The organism is Aequorivita sp. H23M31 (genome assembly GCF_004022485.1).
Taxonomy (GTDB): domain Bacteria; phylum Bacteroidota; class Bacteroidia; order Flavobacteriales; family Flavobacteriaceae; genus Aequorivita; species Aequorivita ciconiae.
In genome coordinates this window covers 686,833-704,034 of sequence record NZ_CP034951.1, presented here as the reverse complement: position 1 = coordinate 704,034, position 17,202 = coordinate 686,833, and the positions used below count along the sequence as shown (strand labels likewise).

Below are 17,202 nucleotides of genomic sequence, written 5' to 3'. Positions count from 1 at the left end.
AAATTTAAGCGATGTCCGTTATAAACTACAATTGCCATCGATCAAATCCTGTCTTGTGGGATTGTAAGCGTTATATCCGGTTAAAAACACAGTAGGAGGATTCGTACTAAACAAATTCAATAAACTGCAATAATCAGAAAGCTGGGAATTACCCTGAATATCCATTTTCCAAGTATCTGCTAAGTTGTTCAGGCCTTCCAGGTTCAACAGACCTCCATTTCGATATAAATGAATTTCGTAAGCCGAAGTTAAATCACCCAAACCTTGCAGATTGGTTAAGGAGTAATTATCGTTAATAATAAGTTTTTCTGCAATTGAAATGGTGGACTCCAATCCATTAAGGTTTTCCAAAACTTGATTATCTTCAATAGCAAGAATGTGGGTTACGTTTATGTTCTCCAACCCTTGTATGCTTTCAAGAGAAGGATTATGTCCTACTTCCAGCTCATACAATTCAGCTCTCAAATTAATTAGGCCATTTAAGTTCTTCAATGAAGAATTATCTGAAATCTCGAAAAAATTGTACTCACCGTTTAGATTCCTTAAATTATTAAGCCCATCAATATGAGCCAACGACATACAATTCCGTATCGACATATTGGCAACGGAAGTTAGGTGGTTAAGCCAATCAAGATTCGTTATCGCACCACAGGTGACTATTATAAGGTCACTTTCAATTACAGATAAATTACTTAAACTCGAAAGATCATCCAAGCTATCATTTGTGGAAAAAAACAAGTCGCCTAAACTGGTTAAACCACTGAATCCTTCCAGTTTTTTCAATTCAGGATTATTAAATACCAAAAGAGAACCCTCAAGAACAGCGATTTCCAAACCGGTAGTAGTAACCAGATTGGCGTTGTTCATTATATTTAAATCCAAATCGATTCTGTTTAAAGTTTCCAAAGGAGATAAATCAGAAATATCAGAAACACTAATATCCGCTGGGTCACCAATGGTTAAATACCCTGTAATCCTCGTATATTGAGCCGATCCAAAGGAATTTACTTCTCCTTGGGTTCTTAGAATAACATCTCCATTATATATGTTTTCATGGGTCAAATCATTTAAAGTTATAGTAACAGCAGCATTTTTGGAAATATCCCCGTTTGCAACTTTTACCGTCCCAGTAATAATTGGATTTATGCCATAAACGAAAAGTGTTTCATCAGCAACTTTCAATTCTCCGGAAATAGCATCGATTGAAAATGCTCCCATCGGGGTTTGTTCGAGTATGGAAAAAGTAACGGAACCGCGATTTGTTCTTCCTTCCACCGTTCCAATTAATTCCCCATTTGGTGGATATTCATCCATAATGGTAGAAAAATCTGAAGTAGTAACAGTAGTTTCCGTTTCGTCATCCTTGGAACAGGAATTTAAAGTTAAAACTGAAATTAATAAAAGGAGGCTGAGGCAATAGTTGAAAGAAATTCGCATAATCTATATTAAAAATGTTGGATTTTTCAAATGTAAATAAAAAATCCCGTTGCCAAAAACACTGGATTTTCGAAAATGTAAATCGAATTTCGTGGGAGTAATTACGCGATCCTTTTCAACTGGGATTTCACTTGGATTTTTTTTTCTTTACCTATAGTCTACAATCATCAACAATATCTTGAATACTGGGATTATAAGCGTTGCCAGCCATAGAGTATTCATTAGGTGGAACAGTTGTGAACAATTGCTGTAAAGCACAAAAATCGGATAGCCTATGTTGTTTCGTATATCCATTTTATTGGATGGTCCATTGAGATTGTCCAATGCTTGAGTGTGGCGTACATATAAATAACGAGTAGCTTTAATATTCCTCAAGCTCTCAGGAGTAGTAAGAGCAGGAAGTTTTATCATTTCGACCTAATGAGTTTGAGCAGTTATATAGCTTAAAAACATTGAGATTTGTAAGTAAAGGGTTCTTGGATATTTTTAAAATTTCATTAGCTGTTAAATCTCTCAATTTGAAAGTCCATCTAGCATCCCATTTTCAAAAAAGTCGCCAACAAAAATTTCCTAGGATAATTAAGCTCTAATTATCTAAATAAAAAAAACCCTTCACATACTGTTTAGGGTTTTTTGTTCAATTAATCGAATTCTACGGTAATTTACTTTATTTACTAATAATAAGTAAATCTTCTTACCTGAGCAATATATTTTGCCAGTCGCATTACCTGATGGCTGTAACCATATTCGTTATCATACCAAACATACAGGACCATATTCTTTCCATCTTCCGTTGCGATAGTTGCGTTGCTGTCAAAAATAGCTGGTTGGGCAGTTCCCACGATATCGCTTGATACTAGCTCATTGCTGATGCCATATCTAATTTGCTCTACCAAATTGCCTTCCAAGGCATATTTTTTCATTGTAGAATTTATTTCCTCAACAGAAGCAGGTTTTGAAACCTCCAGGTTTAGAACCACCAACGAACCGTTTGGAACTGGAACTCGAATGGCATTGGAGGTCAGTTTTCCGGCCAGACTTGGAAGCGCTTTAGCAACGGCGCTACCAGCACCGGTTTCGGTTATTACCATATTTAATGCAGCAGCTCTACCTCGACGGTATTTTTTGTGCATATTGTCAACCAAATTCTGGTCGTTGGTATAAGCATGAATAGTCTCCAAGTGTCCGCGAACAACTCCCCAAGTATCTTCAACAACTTTTAGGATGGGTGTAATGGCATTGGTTGTACAAGAGGCCGCAGAAAAAATATCAACAGTATTCGGATCATACTCTTTATGGTTAACCCCAAATACAATATTTGGAACTCCTTTTCCAGGCGCGGTAAGTAAAACCTTTGAAACACCTTTGGCTTTCATATGTCTTCCCAAAGCTTCGTCATCGCGGAAAGCGCCTGTATTATCAATTACCAAAGCATCTTCTATTCCGTATTTTGTATAATCAATTTCATCCGGGTTGTCCGCTGAAATTATATGAACGGTTGTGCCGTTGATAATAAGTGCATTGTTTTCTACATCTGCAGAAACAGTTCCTAGAAATTCGCCGTGAACTGAATCATGCTGAAGCAAGGAAGCTCTTTTTTCCAGTACTGTTTCATCTGTTTTTCCACGCACCACAATAGCACGAAGACGAAGTTGGTTTCCTTGACCTGTTCGGGTCATAAGCTCACGCGCTAATAATCTACCAATTCTACCGAAACCGTAAAGAACTACATCTTTAGGAACGATACCCTTAAATTCCTTGGCGTTTTTTAATTTGTCTGAAACAAATGCCATTGCATTTGAGTATTTATCGTCCTCTAAATGGAATTCGTAAGTCAGCTTCCCGATATCCAGTTTCGCAGGTGGAAGATCCAAAGTTTTAATAGCCTGGGCAATCTCTACAGAATCAAAAATGGAGATAGGTTTTTGCACAAACTCGCCAGCATATTCATGGAGACTAAGTATTTCACTCACATTGCAATCGATAAGCTGGTTGCGGAAAAGTACCAATTCAATGGACTTATCGTACCAAAGATCGCTAATGATTTTAATAAATTCTACCGCTGCTTTTCGGCGATCGGTTTGAAAGGACAGTTCTTTTTCATAAACGTCATCAAAACTCATAATTGTGATTTTTTAGGCTTCCTGCATTCGGCTGGGAGCGTGTTAAATTTGCGTGCAAAAATAGTCATTTTCCTTGGTACGGAGAAAAATAAATGGAAGTTCTATTTTTTAAAACAAACAGGCTCATTCTGTTCGGCGCCACAACCATTTATGCGCTGTTAAAACCTGGACCGGGACGTTGTTGTTTATAACACTCCATATACAAGCCCCAGCAAAACCGGTGTGTTATTTTTTATGTAATCTATCCCCAAGTTTTAAAACTCGAGAGGTAAGTTATTGATTCAAAAAACCGGAAAGTTTTTAATATATTCTTTTCAGATGAAGCTTTGGAGATTTTAGTAAGGCAAAAATACTACGGAACAACCCTATTTCCTTTTTGAACAATAGAGATACTTAATATTCGTATTTTTACAGATCAAATTTACAATATGGACTATTCAGCAAAAATGCTTCGCGATGACGCGCTAAAGGGAAAAACAATAGTAGTAACTGGTGGAGGCAGTGGTTTGGGCAAAGCGATGACAACTTACTTTCTGGAATTGGGTGCCAATGTGGTAATTACTTCGCGAAACCTGGAAAAATTGCAGGCGGTAAAAGAAGAGCTGGAAGCACAAACTGGCGGTAAAGTGCTACCAGTACAATGCGATGTTAGAAATTATGATGAAGTAGAAGCAATGGTTCAAGCCTCTTTAAAAGCGTTTGGAACGGTAGATGCTTTATTGAACAATGCTGCAGGAAATTTTATTTCGCCTACCGAAAGACTTTCTGCCAATGCCTTTGATACTATTATAGACATCGTTTTAAAAGGAACAAAGAACTGTACACTTGCCTTTGGGAAACGTTGGATCGACCAAAAAGAAACGAACAAGGCGGTTTTGAATATTGTTACAACTTACGCATTTACAGGCTCTGCATATGTTGTTCCCAGCGCAACTGCAAAAGCAGGCGTTCTTGCTTTAACAAGATCACTTGCCGTGGAATGGGCAAAATATGGAATCCGTTTTAATGCCATTGCTCCAGGACCATTTCCAACCAAAGGTGCTTGGGACAGATTGCTTCCCGGCGACTTAAGGGAAAAATTTGATCTTGCCCAAAAAGTGCCTCTCAAGCGTGTAGGGGATCATCAGGAACTTGCCAATCTTGCGGCATATCTTATATCCGATTTCTCTGCTTATATAAACGGAGAGGTTGTGGTAATCGATGGGGGAGAATGGTTAAAAGGCGCGGGACAATTCAACCTTTTAGAGGAAATTCCAGAACAGATGTGGGATATGCTGGAGGCCATGATCCGATCTAAAAAGTCTAAATAACAGTTTATGGTTTGTTGTTTGGAGTTTACTGTTTATGCTTCTACTCCGTGTTTACAACTCCGTGTTAACAAAAATGATTTTCTATCCACATAATTAATTGTACTTTTAACCCCTAAAATTCCAAGGAAATTAATGGGTAAGATTATTGCAATTGCAAACCAAAAAGGAGGGGTGGGCAAGACCACAACCTCGGTCAATTTAGCTGCGTCACTAGGCGTTCTTGAGAAAAAAGTTTTGCTTATTGATGCAGATCCACAAGCCAATGCCACTTCCGGATTGGGGATAGATGTGGAGTCTGTGGAACTTGGAACATATCAGTTGCTAGAACACAGTGCAAGCGCCAAGGATGCAATTGTTTCTACCAATTCTCCTAACTTGGATTTAATACCTTCACATATAGATCTTGTAGCTATTGAAATAGAGCTGGTAGATGTAGAAAACCGGGAATATATGTTGAAAAAAGCATTGGAAGGTTTAAAAGCGGAGTATGACTATATTATTATAGATTGCGCTCCATCCTTGGGACTTTTAACTCTAAATGCGCTAACAGCTTCCGACGCGGTGATTATTCCCATTCAATGTGAATATTTTGCTTTGGAAGGTCTTGGGAAATTGTTGAACACCATAAAAAGCGTACAGAGAATCCATAACCAGGATCTGGATATCGAAGGTCTGTTATTGACTATGTACGATTCACGCCTTAGACTTTCAAACCAAGTTGTGGATGAGGTTAAAAAGCATTTTGACGAAATGGTTTTTGATACCATTATACAGCGAAATGTTCGTTTAAGTGAAGCGCCCAGCTATGGTGAAAGCATAATCAGTTATGATGCGGCTAGTAAAGGAGCTGAGAATTATTTAAGTTTGGCCCGAGAACTAATTCAGAAAAACGAAAAAAGTTAATGGCGAAAGCGACTAAAAAACAAGCTCTTGGCCGAGGTCTCTCGGCGTTGTTGAAAGATCCTTCCAACGATATAAAATCTGTTAACGACAAAAATGCCGACAAAGTTGTGGGCAGTATAGTCGAATTAGATCTGGGTAGCATCGAGGTTAACCCTTTTCAGCCAAGGAGCAGTTTTAACGAGGAATCACTTCGGGAACTTGCATCTTCTATTAAGGAGTTGGGAGTAATCCAGCCAATAACTGTACGTAAACTTGATTTTGATAAATACCAATTGGTAAGTGGGGAACGCCGTTTCCGCGCTTCAAAATTGGTTGGATTAACAACTATTCCTGCTTATATCCGCATCGCAAATGACCAGGAATCCCTGGAAATGGCTTTGGTGGAGAATATCCAGAGACAGGATTTGGATCCAATTGAGATTGCTCTTTCCTACCAAAGATTGATTGAGGAGGTAAATGTTACCCAAGAGGAACTTAGTGATAGAGTAGGGAAGAACCGATCCACGATTGCCAACTATTTGCGATTGCTAAAACTTGATCCCATTATCCAAACAGGAATGAGAGATGGTTTTATAAGCATGGGTCACGGCCGCGCACTTATTAATGTGGAAGATTTAGGAGATCAATTGGATATTTACGAGAAAATACTGGGTCAAAATCTTTCTGTACGTGAAACGGAGGCCTTGGTTCGAGTCTTTAAAAATCCAGACCAAAAGAAAGTTTCCAAACAAACAATTGCCCCACCCTTTGCCAAACGAGCAAAAAAAGAATTGACAGATCTTTTTGAAACCTCGGTTGATATAAAAATTTCCAAATCTGGAAAAGGACAATTAATTGTTCCGTTTAAGAACCAAGCAGATTTCGATCGTATTCTGAAGCTCATTCAAAGTGAGAAATAAATTTCTATATATTTTTTTTTTAATCCTTGCAACTCCCATGTTTGCACAGGTTTCCGATTCCCTTAAAGTGAAGACGGAAAAAAAAGCTATTGTTGTAAATGATTCTCTTTTTTCAGAGATTGAATACGATCCTTTAGCACCATCCCGCGCTGCTTTTTATTCTACAGTACTTCCTGGATTGGGACAAGCTTATAACAAGAAATACTGGAAAATTCCTATTATTTACGCCGGAATGGCATCGGGCGTATATTTTTATAAAAAACAGAACGAGGACTATAATAGGTTTCGTGACGCTTATAAAAGGCGACTGGCGGGATATAAGGATGATGAGTTTTATGGAGATGGAAATGAACCGATAATTTCCAATGATCGTTTGATAAATGCCCAGAAATCGGCACAAAAAAATAAAAGCGTTAGTATAATTGTTACCGCGGCCTTCTATATTCTGAATATTATAGATGCCAATGTTGATGCTCATTTGCGACAATATGAAGTGAGAGAAGATCTTTCTCTAGAACCAAATTTAGAACTAAATCCGCTTAATGCACAACCGCAGTATGGATTGTCGTTGACTTATAGGTTTAAGTAGTGGATAGAGGAGAGACTGGAGAGAATTGGATAGAGAGCAGTGGGTAGTGAAGCTTAAGAGAGCACAAAGAACAGAGAATAGAGAGGTTTATAAAAATGGATAAATGAAAATAGCACTCCTTGGTTATGGCAAAATGGGAAGGACAATTGAAAAATTGGCTGAGGAAAAAGGACATTCCATTGTCTTTAAAAATACTAAGGATTCTTCTGACGGAAAATTGGAGAACGCAGATATAGCTATTGACTTTTCTTCACCCGAAGCGGCAGTCGCAAATATTTCGAAGGCCATAAATGCAGGAATACCAATAGTCTCGGGTACTACGGGATGGCTTGATAGTTTTGATGAGATTACGGATTTATGCAAAGAGCGTAACGGAAGCTTTATCTATGCGTCAAACTTCAGTATCGGAGTAAATCTGTTTTTTAATATCAATGAATATGCGGCGGGGTTATTTGCTTCTTGGAAAGAATATACCGCTTCCATAGAGGAAATTCATCATGTTGAAAAGAAAGATGCTCCAAGTGGCACAGCAATTACTATCGCCGAACAAATTTTAAGGCATAGCAATCAAAAAGAATGGAAGCTGGACGGTAAAGATGAGGGTGAATTGAAAATCACGGCTAAAAGAGAGAAAGATGTCAAGGGAACGCATATTGTTTCCTACGATTCAAAAATCGATACTATTTCCCTTAAACACGAAGCTCACTCAAGAGAAGGTTTCGCAATGGGTGCAATTTTGGCCGCAGAATGGCTGAAGGAAAAGAAGGGAATATTTACAATGAAAGACGTTCTGGGATTGTAAATGGATGATTTACGATTTACGAATGATGCTTTATGATTTAATAATTACGAGATAAAATGTAATGTTGAAATTACGACGTTACCCAGAGGGCCGTAAAAGGATTGAAGTGATGAATTTGAGAATAACAAAATAACGAATAACATTTAGACGATGAGTTGGATAGGTTGGTTTATATTTTTCTTAATAGTTCAGGTCGTGCATTTTGCGGGAACGTGGAGACTATACCAAATTGCGGGAAAAAAAGCTTGGGAAGCTGCTGTCCCAGTTTACAATGCCGTGGTTTTGATGAAAATCATCAATCGGCCATGGTGGTGGACGATTCTTCTGTTCGTGCCTATCGTAAATCTAATAATGTTTCCAGTGGTTTGGGTGGAAACCATTCGCAGTTTTGGACGGAATTCAACAACGGACACAGTTTTGGTCCTCATTACTTTAGGGTTGTACATTTATTATATCAATTACACCCAAAAGGTTTCTCTTATAGAAAATAGAAGTTTGAAACCTCGTACTGCTACTGGAGAATGGGTGAGTTCCATTCTTTTTGCCGTTGTAGCTGCAACCATTGTGCATACGTATTTTATGCAGCCCTTTACTATCCCGACATCCTCCTTGGAAAAAACCTTATTGGTTGGGGATTTTCTTTTTGTGAGCAAATTTCATTACGGAGCGCGTGCACCTATGACGCCTATTGCCTTTCCCATGGTTCATGATACCATTCCAATTGTACACACAAAATCATATCTTTCCAAGCCCCAGATTCCATATTTCAGGTTTCCAGGATTTCAGGATATAGAGCGTAATGAGATTGTGGTATTTAACTGGCCCGTAGATACCGTAAATGCTTTTCAGCAATATGGTGATGGAAAATATTATTACAAACCAATTGATAAAAAATCCAACTATGTTAAACGTTGCGTAGGACTTCCAGGAGATTCTCTTGAAGTTCGCGACGGTTATGTTTTTATCAATGGACAGAAAAACCAATTGCCGGATCGAGCAAAACTTCAATTTCGTTATGCCCTTAGAACTAACGGTCAAATCAATCCGCAGCTGCTTGTGGATAGGTATGATATTACTGATGGTTATGAATACGACCAGCAGAACAGCGTATATTATTTTAGAGCTATCTCGGAGGAATCTTTGGATAAAATCAGAAACAATCCAAGTGTATTGGAAGTGATTCCATTAAAAGGAAACAAAGGTCAATGGGATAGAAGTGTTTTTCCAAATAACGAAGCCTATGCTTGGAATAATGATTTCTTCGGTCCACTATATATTCCTCAAAAAGGCGCTACGGTTGCCATTACACCCGAAACTTTACCGTTGTATAAAAGGGTGATTGAAGTATATGAAGGAAGTGAGCTGGGAATTGAAAATAAAATCACCCAAAATGGGACAGAAATATTATTGAACGGAAATCCAATCTCTGAATATACCTTTAAAATGGATTATTATTGGATGATGGGAGACAACCGAAACAACAGTGAGGACGCCAGAACTTGGGGGTTTGTACCGTTTAATCACGTTGTAGGAAAACCAGTATTTATCTGGATGAGCTGGGATGGCATTAACAAGAGGGTACGTTGGGAGCGGATTTTTACAACCGTTAGCGGGCATGGGAAACCGGTTTCTTATTTGATGTACTTTATTATTTTAGTTATAGCCTGGTTTGCATTTGATTTCTACAGAAAACGCAAAAAAGTCGCTGGAAAGTAAATAGCTGAAAAAACACAATTATTTGCGCCTGATAGATTTACACTGGAGAATTTATTAGACGTTTTCAGTCCACCTCATTAAAATCTTATTCTAGTGAAGCTATTTAGCCAATCTTGAACTTAAATGATATTGGAAAATCCTGAATTTCTTTGTAGAACGCTAGTGATTAAATAAAATTAAATTCCGTTGATTATACCCCCAATGTACGAATACATTAATATGGTTTAAAAAAATTAGTGCACTCGTGGCAACTTATCACCCTAGGACTTTTACCGCTGTGTTGAAAAACCTTCTACTACAGTGTAGTAATCATTTGGAAAAGGAAATTCAGAGTGTATGATTACATTCCTATAATGTTTAAAAACTTCAGCCCAAAAACAAAAGCACCCAAACTCTCGCCGTTGTAATAGGAACGTACGTAATCGATTCGTAGAAATCTAAAATTGCCAAATCCCACATTATCCAATCCTACGGAAAATTCTGAATAAGGCTTTTGTTCCTCAGTTCCCAGAATATGTGCACCAACGATCAAGTTGAAATTAAGTTGATTGATTCCTGGGATTTTTCCCAAAACCCAACCCTTAAAATCGTGCTCCAAATGTCCTTCAAAATAGCTCTTGTTGGTGCTGAACTGATAGTAAGGCATTAAATTGAAAACGTTCGTATAATTCGATTCAGTACCCACTCTTGTTTGGTTTCCGTTGAAATGTTTATAGTCCACAAAAGAGATTCCATCGCCGTTTGCAAAGGTTCCTCCTTTTAGATTATAGTTTAATTCTCCCTTATTTCCTAAGAAAAGAGACTGCCTTAAACCAGCCTCGAATTGGGTATAATCGTAATGGCTATTATCGGGAGCAGTTCCATTCTCAATTGAAAGATTTAAGGTGGGATATTTATTGTCACCCATATTCAGTTTCATATCTGGATTGGAATAATATTTCTGGGCAAAATTGATACGCGCACTCAGTTTGGACTTTACCATATTGTGTTCGGTAATTGCCGCGTTCTCAAAGTCAATTGGTGCAAGTGGGTTGTTGCTCGTATAATTTACATCATCATTGGGAATGGTGACGTAATCCGTATTGTTGAATAATGGTTTTCTATTTTCGTAACCCGACGAAGCGGTAAGATGAAGACCGTTGAAAATTTCTTGGCTGTAACCCAAACGCCCATAATTCAACTCATACAATTTCATATAATTCCTTTCAAAAAATAAGGTGGATATGGAATTGATGAAAGGAGAAATGGGTTGGCTACTATTAAATTGAACCGCCCTGCTTCCGCCCATAACCCACAGGCGAAGTTTGTCCTTCCAATTAAAGTTTCTAAGTATATAACCATCAAAACGCAACCTGTCTTCAGCAAGACCATAATCTGCTTTTACGGAAGCCACAAATACATTGGTTTGATTTTCATCATACCATTTTCTATAGGTCAATCCCGCGTTGGCATTCCAACCTTGAACGGTATTGAAATTGATTTTAGTAAGCACACCATCATAACCAAACGACCATTTCTGAAAGGAATTCCTATAGGTATAACCCGTAAGGGGCGACATAATCCCCACCTTATTCGATTTGGCATCAACCGAGTCCATATATGGTTTGGAACGTCGTAATACTTGTAGGCTATCCCTTCTCACATAATCCTTCAATTCCTCATTCGTTAAAGGCACAGGCCGGATTCCTTTCCAAAAAAGACTATCTTTTTTGTTTGCGCCTTCTTTAAAAGAAAGCACTTCATTCGTAAAATATTTTTTGGTGAACTCAGGCTTAAAATCGTAATTGGAGTAAACAGCAATAAATTGGCCATCGCCTTTCATTCCCAAAAGCCCAAAACCAAAATCGATGGTCTGTGAGATTTTCACCCAAAAATTATTCTGTGAATCGTATTTATAATTTTGTTTAACGGTCAAATTATCCACAAACGGAACTTGAATCGCTTCACCGGTAGTGGATAGCTCCACTCCATAAAGTTGCCAATCGTCTTCGACAATATAAATAAACCCATTCCAAACTCTATCCTTTGGCCTGCGGGGGATAACCTTGATTTTGTTTATAAGTTTTGAACCTTCATAAAAAACTCCGTCAAGCCTATACGTGTAATAACTCAATGCGTTGTTGGCAATGGGGGATACAAGCGCGGCATTTATTTCCATGGTGTTCTCATAAAATGAAAGGTCCGCGCTTTGGGCACTGTTAAAGCTAAATCCATTATCATTCCCGCTGACTTTGCTGGCGATAACTTTTTCGGTGAATTTATCCGGTTTTTGATAGGCTATTTCTGAAATAGTTTCAGAAAGATATACAATACCTGTACGAGTAGAATCCAGAGCGCCATCAAAATCACCAACCTCTTGTCCGAAAATCTTTTTTGGAATATCTTTTACTCGCCATAATCCACGAGAATAAAAGTCGGCGGTAAATTCACTTAACTTTTCAACATTTTCTTTTCGTTGGGCAATAGTGTTCCTAATAATGCGGTAAGCGGGATCTTCTTTGGTATTCAGCACAACCTCTTCCAAGCTCGTAGATTCCTCAACAAGAGAAACATTCAAAATATAAGGGAAGGAGGAAGGAGAAATTGTTTCTGTTACGGACTTATACCCTAAAAATTGGAAAGTTATTCGGTATTCACCATATTCCGAAATGTTCAGTGAATAATTACCATCATCGTTGGTTGTTGTTCCTCTATAACTATCTTGAAGATAAATATTGACATACGGAAGTGGTTCACCCTTTAAATCAGTTACTTTTCCCACCACTTGGGCAGAGATGTTTGCTGAAATAAATAGGATAATCAATAAAAGTTTTTGCATTGTATAAAGGAGTTTAGCACTGGTTCTACAAATGCAATATACAAGAATGGATTGGTTTTTTATCTATAGTATTGGCTAGGAGAAAATATGCATTTAAATGCGCAAATCGCGAAAAAGTAAATTTTAGTCTAATCTAAATAAATATAGTACCTTTTTGATTACCAATTATTTACTATAAGTTATATAAAGCCTAACTTTTCTGCTCTTTGTTGAAATACACTAAGTAATAGTACATCTCTTTTTCCTCGTCCCAACCTTTTTCAATGTATTTTTCAGCGCTTTCAGGATTGATAAAATCCATTTTTATCTGAATGTTTGTGTCCAGATTGATTACGTTTTTTATCTTTTTCCGTGCAGCGGTTACGGCAGTGTTTGCAATCGGAAATGTGGTTAAATCCTCAATACTGTACTTAGGTGCTTTTTCGGATTTATAGTGATGGAATTCTGGAATCAAATCTGGGTTATCGATAACATCGTTCATAAACGCACTTTCCTCAAAATTGTCATTTTTCGCAAAATGGTTTACAGCCCTGTTCATAAACATAACCTCCTGCTTTTTGTCTTCTGCTGGAAGTACTACATCCTTCGCAAAATCCTGACAGAATTTCAGATATTTCTTGGTATAAAAATTATCATCGGCCAGAGCCTCTACTCCTAGGAAATTTTCCAGCCAATATCGAGTATCATAACGATTACTATCAACGGAAAGGATTTTATAACCTTCCTCTTTATCCGAATTAAAAATGATACATCCCTTATCCAGTTTATTGAGGTTCACACCGTGTTCCAAAATGGCATCCAATTGATTCTCTTTTTCTGAAAACTGAAGGAAATCCTGTTTCAGTTCACTTTTAAAAATTCCGATGGCATCCATTTTCACGTTGTCCAACTGAACGTTTTCGAGATACGCCACATACACTTCTCCATTTTTAATGTGGGGATGTTCAGATTGGTTAAATAGATGCGTGGTAATCTTTTTGGAGAGCTCGTGGATTTTTCCCGGATTTTCAAAAATAGCCGAGGATATATTATAAAGCTCATGAAACTCCAAATCAGCATCGTGATAAAATGAGAAATAATTTTCCTCTTTCTCTCGAAATGGTTTTAAAAAGAACTCCTTCAATAAGGGATTTAACTCGTCATCCAGTTTATAAGGTTCCGAAGAAAGAAAAATAGGTTCGTTCCGGCTTTTATTGCCAACACGATGAATTGAAAGAGAAGCTATATGGGTACCGAATAGGTTTATCATTTTTTAATTGTGAATTATGAATTATGAATTATGAGTGATGGGAGATGAGTGGTGAGTGGTGAGTGGTGAGTGGTGAGTTCTGAGATTATGAGTTCAGGGCTGTACAAATTAACTATTAACTATTAAACCATTAACCCCTATCCGCTATCAGTTCCAGTTTTCATCAAAACCCAAACTGTCGTAATCCTCGGGGTCCAGATCGAATTCTTCATTGAAATCGCTATCGAAGTCATCATCAGAATCAATTCTTTCCGAAGTAAATTCCTTTTCGGGAGCCTCAGATGGAATTTGGCCATGGGCGAACATCAAATTGGGATACATTATGCCGTCCTCAATTTCCGAAATATCTGCAAGCTCCACCATAAATGTCCACATACTCAAAAAGTCGTAGATATATATCATTTTGGTTTCTTCCCGTGAGACAACTTCATCTATAAAGGTTTCGCTCATAATCTGCACCTGACCGGGCTCATCCCCAAGGTCGAATAGGCAAATTTCGTCTCCTTCTTCCCAGAATTCATTGCTTTTATAAAAAGAAGCCATTTCCTGCCCGTCAAAGCCAAAAGCTTGGGTAATAGCATTATGTAAGTCTTCAAGAGTATTTGAAGCTTCAATTTCGATGTCGCGGAAAACGTCTTCGTCTGTATCGAGGATTATTCTGAAACGGTAAATCATTTGGGTTTTATTTTAAAAGTGCAAAGTTATATAAAATGTAAAGGCAATTCGTGCTTCTGTTTATATTTACCCTTATCGAGGATTTTACTTTGAGAATCGGTGCAGCACAAACGTCATAGATGCCAATAGAAAGAAAGCAACTACCTGATGCAAAACTCCTAAAGAGACGGGCACGTGTGTTATTAATGTAAAAACCCCCAAGGTGAATTGGATAAGAACCAATATTACCAGTAAGTTTATTCCATATCGCTGCGGTAGAGTAAGGTTCAGTTTTTTGGTTTTGTACCAAATAAAGAATATCATTCCCACTACTACATAAGCTAAATATCGATGCACAAATTGAACACCACTTTTACCTTCTACAAAGTTCAACCAAACAGGACTTAACTCGGAATAGACCGTTTCGTGGATTAACTTTCCTTCGCTCATCATTGGCCAGGTATTGTGGATTAAACCAGCGTGTAACCCTGCCACAAAAGCTCCCCAAATAATTTGTACCAATAAAATACCCATTGCAATACGGATGATATTTCGAATGTGCGTGTTGACAGCTTTATTTACAGGATACCATAAATCCAGTGCCACCCATAGGGTATAAGCGAAAGTGACAAATGCCGTTGTAAGGTGCATGGCCAAACGGAAATGGCTTACATTGGGCCTGTCGATCAATCCACTTTTCACCATATACCAACCTAAAAAACCTTGGAAACCACCAAGAGCTACTAGGATTAAACATTTTTTGATTGTGGGTCTTGACAGTTGCTTTTTAAATAGGAAATAGAGAAAAGGGATGATAAACACCACGCCAAGCAATCTACCCAAAACCCTGTGTATCCATTCCCAGAAGTAAATAAATTTAAAATCCTCTAGTTCAAAGTGATAGTGTTTTTTTTGGTATTCTGGGAACTGTTTATAATGTTCAAACTCGGCAATCCACTGTTCCTCGTTTAAAGGAGGAATAGTCCCAGAAATCAACTTATAACTGGAAATGGAAAGTCCGGAGTGGGTAAGTCTTGTAATACCACCAACCACCACCATCACAAAAATTAAAAAGCATCCCGTAAGGAGCCAATAGATTACTCTTTTGTTGTCTTTTTTCACCACGGATTATTAGTATGTTTTAATGTTTATCGTTTGGGGTTTTAGGTTCCAAGTTTCTCGTGTCAGTTTTGGGGTTCCAAGGTTCAAGTTATCAAGCTACTTGCCAAATTCTGTATCCATCATCTAGTTCCTTTTTCTCATTTCTTTTTTATACTCAGCTAAATCTTTAACCCAATTTCTGCCCCTTTTTTCAACATAAACTCTTTTGCTGCCTCATATTCGTTCGGGATTTCTCCTTCCAAAATTGCTTCTTTTATGGCATCCTTTATAATTCCAATTTCGCGTGAAGGTTTTAGGTTGAAGGTTTTCATTATCTCTTCTCCCGAAACAGGAGGTTGGAAATTACGGACGTGATCGCGCTCTTCAACTTCCACAATTTTGTTACGGACCAGTTGGAAATTCTTATGGTACTTTTTAAATTTTTTTGGATTTTTGGTGGTAATATCGGCCTCGCAAAGGGTCATTAAGTCGTCCACGTTATCGCCTGCATCAAAAATCAAGCGTCTTACGGCGCTATCTGTAACATCTGCGGCAAGGGCAATAGGCCGTGAGCTCATCAATACCATTTTTTGAACAAACTTCATCTTGTCGTTCAAGGGCATTTTTAAGCGTTTAAAAAGTTTATAAACCATTTTGGAACCGACAAATTCATGGGCGTGAAATGTCCATCCTAATTTTTCATCGAACTTTTTAGTAGGAGCTTTTCCTATGTCGTGGAGCAATGCCGCCCAACGTAACCACAAATTATCTGTGGTTTCCGAAATGTTATCCACAACCTCAAGAGTATGCCAAAAATTATCCTTATGTGTTTGTCCTTCCTTTTCATCAATTCCCTGTAAGGCCGCCAATTCCGGCAATATGAGGGGAAGCAGACCTGTTTTGTGCAATAGCGCAAAACCTTTTGATGGAATTTCAGAAAGGAGAATTTTATTTATTTCATCAATAACCCGTTCTTTGGAAATGATTTTTAATCTATCTGCATTTCTAGTTATAGCATCTAACGCTTGTTGCTCAATGACAAAATTTAACTGGGAAGCAAAACGAATGGCACGCAACATTCGCAAGGGATCATCTGTAAAGGTAATATCCGGGTCAAGTGGGGTACGGATGATTTTCTTTTTCAGATCTGCAATTCCGTGAAAGGGATCCAATAATTCCCCAAAGTTTTCGTCTGATAGACTAAGTGCCAGGGCATTTATGGTAAAATCCCGACGGTTTTGATCATCCTCCAAAGTACCCGTTTCAACTTCGGGATTTCTGCTCTCTTCGGTATAGGACTCTTTTCTGGCCCCCACAAATTCAAGTTCCATTCCGCCGCTCTTCAACATTGCAGTGCCGTAGGTTTTAAAAATAGAAACCTTGGGCTTCCCAGGTAAAAGTCGTGAAACTTCTTGTGCGAGTTCAATTCCACTACCAACTGAAACTATGTCAATGTCCTTGGCTTCGCCCCGTTTTAAAATATGGTCCCGGACAAATCCCCCGATAACATAACTTTCAAGATTGAGGTTTTTTGAAGCTTTTGAAATCGTTCTAAAAATCGGATTTTCTAAAGCAGATATGTAGGTTATTTTTACCACTAA

Annotated in this window: 14 protein-coding genes; 6 read left to right on the top strand and 8 right to left on the bottom strand. The window is 38.0% G+C overall.

All coding sequences use genetic code 11. The features are described from left to right. Window positions 1-18: 18 nt before the first annotated feature. The 3 genes from EI546_RS03140 to EI546_RS03130 all read right to left on the bottom strand — a co-directional run bounded on the left by EI546_RS03140 (window position 19) and on the right by EI546_RS03130 (window position 3,560). Window positions 19-1,437: a cadherin repeat domain-containing protein gene (locus EI546_RS03140; RefSeq protein ID WP_128249181.1), complete on the bottom strand. Its 1,419-nt coding sequence runs from the start codon at window positions 1,435-1,437 to the stop codon at window positions 19-21. Window positions 1,438-1,584: 147 nt separating this feature from the next. Continuing rightward, complete coding sequence (locus EI546_RS03135; RefSeq protein WP_128249180.1) at window positions 1,585-1,848, bottom strand: hypothetical protein; 264 nt, start codon at window positions 1,846-1,848, stop codon at window positions 1,585-1,587. A 263-nt stretch (window positions 1,849-2,111) separates the two neighbouring features. Next, window positions 2,112-3,560 carry a glyceraldehyde-3-phosphate dehydrogenase gene (locus tag EI546_RS03130; protein WP_128249179.1) on the bottom strand — a complete coding sequence of 483 codons (1,449 nt, stop codon included), beginning with the start codon at window positions 3,558-3,560 and terminating at the stop codon, window positions 2,112-2,114. Window positions 3,561-3,988: 428 nt separating this feature from the next. Between EI546_RS03130 and EI546_RS03125 the strand changes: the two genes are divergently transcribed. From EI546_RS03125 to lepB, 6 genes are all read left to right on the top strand, one after another. Next, a complete protein-coding gene (locus tag EI546_RS03125; RefSeq protein ID WP_128249178.1) occupies window positions 3,989-4,870 on the top strand; it encodes an SDR family oxidoreductase in 882 nt (293 codons plus the stop codon). A 132-nt stretch (window positions 4,871-5,002) separates the two neighbouring features. Further along, window positions 5,003-5,773, top strand: a complete 771-nt coding sequence (locus EI546_RS03120; protein WP_128249177.1) for a ParA family protein — start codon at window positions 5,003-5,005, stop codon at window positions 5,771-5,773. Then, window positions 5,773-6,672, top strand: coding sequence for a ParB/RepB/Spo0J family partition protein (locus EI546_RS03115; protein ID WP_128249176.1), 900 nt, complete (start codon window positions 5,773-5,775; stop codon window positions 6,670-6,672). Before EI546_RS03120 ends, EI546_RS03115 begins: the two co-directional genes overlap by 1 nt. 67 nt (window positions 6,673-6,739) lie before the next feature. Next, window positions 6,740-7,261 carry a DUF5683 domain-containing protein gene (locus EI546_RS03110; RefSeq protein WP_317127441.1) on the top strand — a complete coding sequence of 174 codons (522 nt, stop codon included), beginning with the start codon at window positions 6,740-6,742 and terminating at the stop codon, window positions 7,259-7,261. Between the two features lie 103 nt (window positions 7,262-7,364). Continuing rightward, a complete protein-coding gene (gene dapB, locus EI546_RS03105; RefSeq protein ID WP_128249174.1) occupies window positions 7,365-8,063 on the top strand; it encodes a 4-hydroxy-tetrahydrodipicolinate reductase in 699 nt (232 codons plus the stop codon). A 150-nt stretch (window positions 8,064-8,213) separates the two neighbouring features. Further along, window positions 8,214-9,779 (top strand): signal peptidase I, encoded by a 1,566-nt coding sequence (gene lepB / locus EI546_RS03100; protein WP_128249173.1) that lies wholly within the window; start codon window positions 8,214-8,216, stop codon window positions 9,777-9,779. A 340-nt stretch (window positions 9,780-10,119) separates the two neighbouring features. On the opposite strand, the gene EI546_RS03095 is transcribed toward lepB, so the two are convergent. The 5 genes from EI546_RS03095 to EI546_RS03075 form a co-directional block, all read right to left on the bottom strand. Further along, window positions 10,120-12,597 carry a DUF5686 and carboxypeptidase regulatory-like domain-containing protein gene (locus EI546_RS03095; RefSeq protein WP_128249172.1) on the bottom strand — a complete coding sequence of 826 codons (2,478 nt, stop codon included), beginning with the start codon at window positions 12,595-12,597 and terminating at the stop codon, window positions 10,120-10,122. A gap of 190 nt (window positions 12,598-12,787) precedes the next feature. Continuing rightward, window positions 12,788-13,846: a nucleoid-associated protein gene (locus EI546_RS03090; RefSeq protein WP_128249171.1), complete on the bottom strand. Its 1,059-nt coding sequence runs from the start codon at window positions 13,844-13,846 to the stop codon at window positions 12,788-12,790. A gap of 147 nt (window positions 13,847-13,993) precedes the next feature. Further along, the gene (locus tag EI546_RS03085) at window positions 13,994-14,521 is read right to left on the bottom strand and encodes an IS1096 element passenger TnpR family protein (RefSeq protein ID WP_128249170.1); all 528 of its coding nucleotides are present in this window, start codon (window positions 14,519-14,521) and stop codon (window positions 13,994-13,996) included. A gap of 84 nt (window positions 14,522-14,605) precedes the next feature. Continuing rightward, window positions 14,606-15,622, bottom strand: coding sequence for a COX15/CtaA family protein (locus EI546_RS03080; protein WP_128249169.1), 1,017 nt, complete (start codon window positions 15,620-15,622; stop codon window positions 14,606-14,608). 158 nt (window positions 15,623-15,780) lie between these two features. Then, window positions 15,781-17,199 carry a CCA tRNA nucleotidyltransferase gene (locus EI546_RS03075; RefSeq protein ID WP_410198313.1) on the bottom strand — a complete coding sequence of 473 codons (1,419 nt, stop codon included), beginning with the start codon at window positions 17,197-17,199 and terminating at the stop codon, window positions 15,781-15,783. Window positions 17,200-17,202: the final 3 nt, after the last annotated feature.

Excerpts from the sequence above, each read along its gene's own strand:
- EI546_RS03140 (WP_128249181.1), bottom strand. The coding sequence starts at position 1,437 with ATGCGAATTTCTTTCAACTATTGCCTCAGCCTCCTTTTATTAATTTCA.
- EI546_RS03135 (WP_128249180.1), bottom strand. The coding sequence starts at position 1,848 with ATGATAAAACTTCCTGCTCTTACTACTCCTGAGAGCTTGAGGAATATT.
- EI546_RS03130 (WP_128249179.1), bottom strand. The coding sequence starts at position 3,560 with ATGAGTTTTGATGACGTTTATGAAAAAGAACTGTCCTTTCAAACCGAT.
- EI546_RS03125 (WP_128249178.1), top strand. The coding sequence starts at position 3,989 with ATGGACTATTCAGCAAAAATGCTTCGCGATGACGCGCTAAAGGGAAAA.
- EI546_RS03120 (WP_128249177.1), top strand. The coding sequence starts at position 5,003 with ATGGGTAAGATTATTGCAATTGCAAACCAAAAAGGAGGGGTGGGCAAG.
- EI546_RS03115 (WP_128249176.1), top strand. The coding sequence starts at position 5,773 with ATGGCGAAAGCGACTAAAAAACAAGCTCTTGGCCGAGGTCTCTCGGCG.
- dapB (WP_128249174.1), top strand. The coding sequence starts at position 7,365 with ATGAAAATAGCACTCCTTGGTTATGGCAAAATGGGAAGGACAATTGAA.
- lepB (WP_128249173.1), top strand. The coding sequence starts at position 8,214 with ATGAGTTGGATAGGTTGGTTTATATTTTTCTTAATAGTTCAGGTCGTG.
- EI546_RS03095 (WP_128249172.1), bottom strand. The coding sequence starts at position 12,597 with ATGCAAAAACTTTTATTGATTATCCTATTTATTTCAGCAAACATCTCT.
- EI546_RS03090 (WP_128249171.1), bottom strand. The coding sequence starts at position 13,846 with ATGATAAACCTATTCGGTACCCATATAGCTTCTCTTTCAATTCATCGT.
- EI546_RS03085 (WP_128249170.1), bottom strand. The coding sequence starts at position 14,521 with ATGATTTACCGTTTCAGAATAATCCTCGATACAGACGAAGACGTTTTC.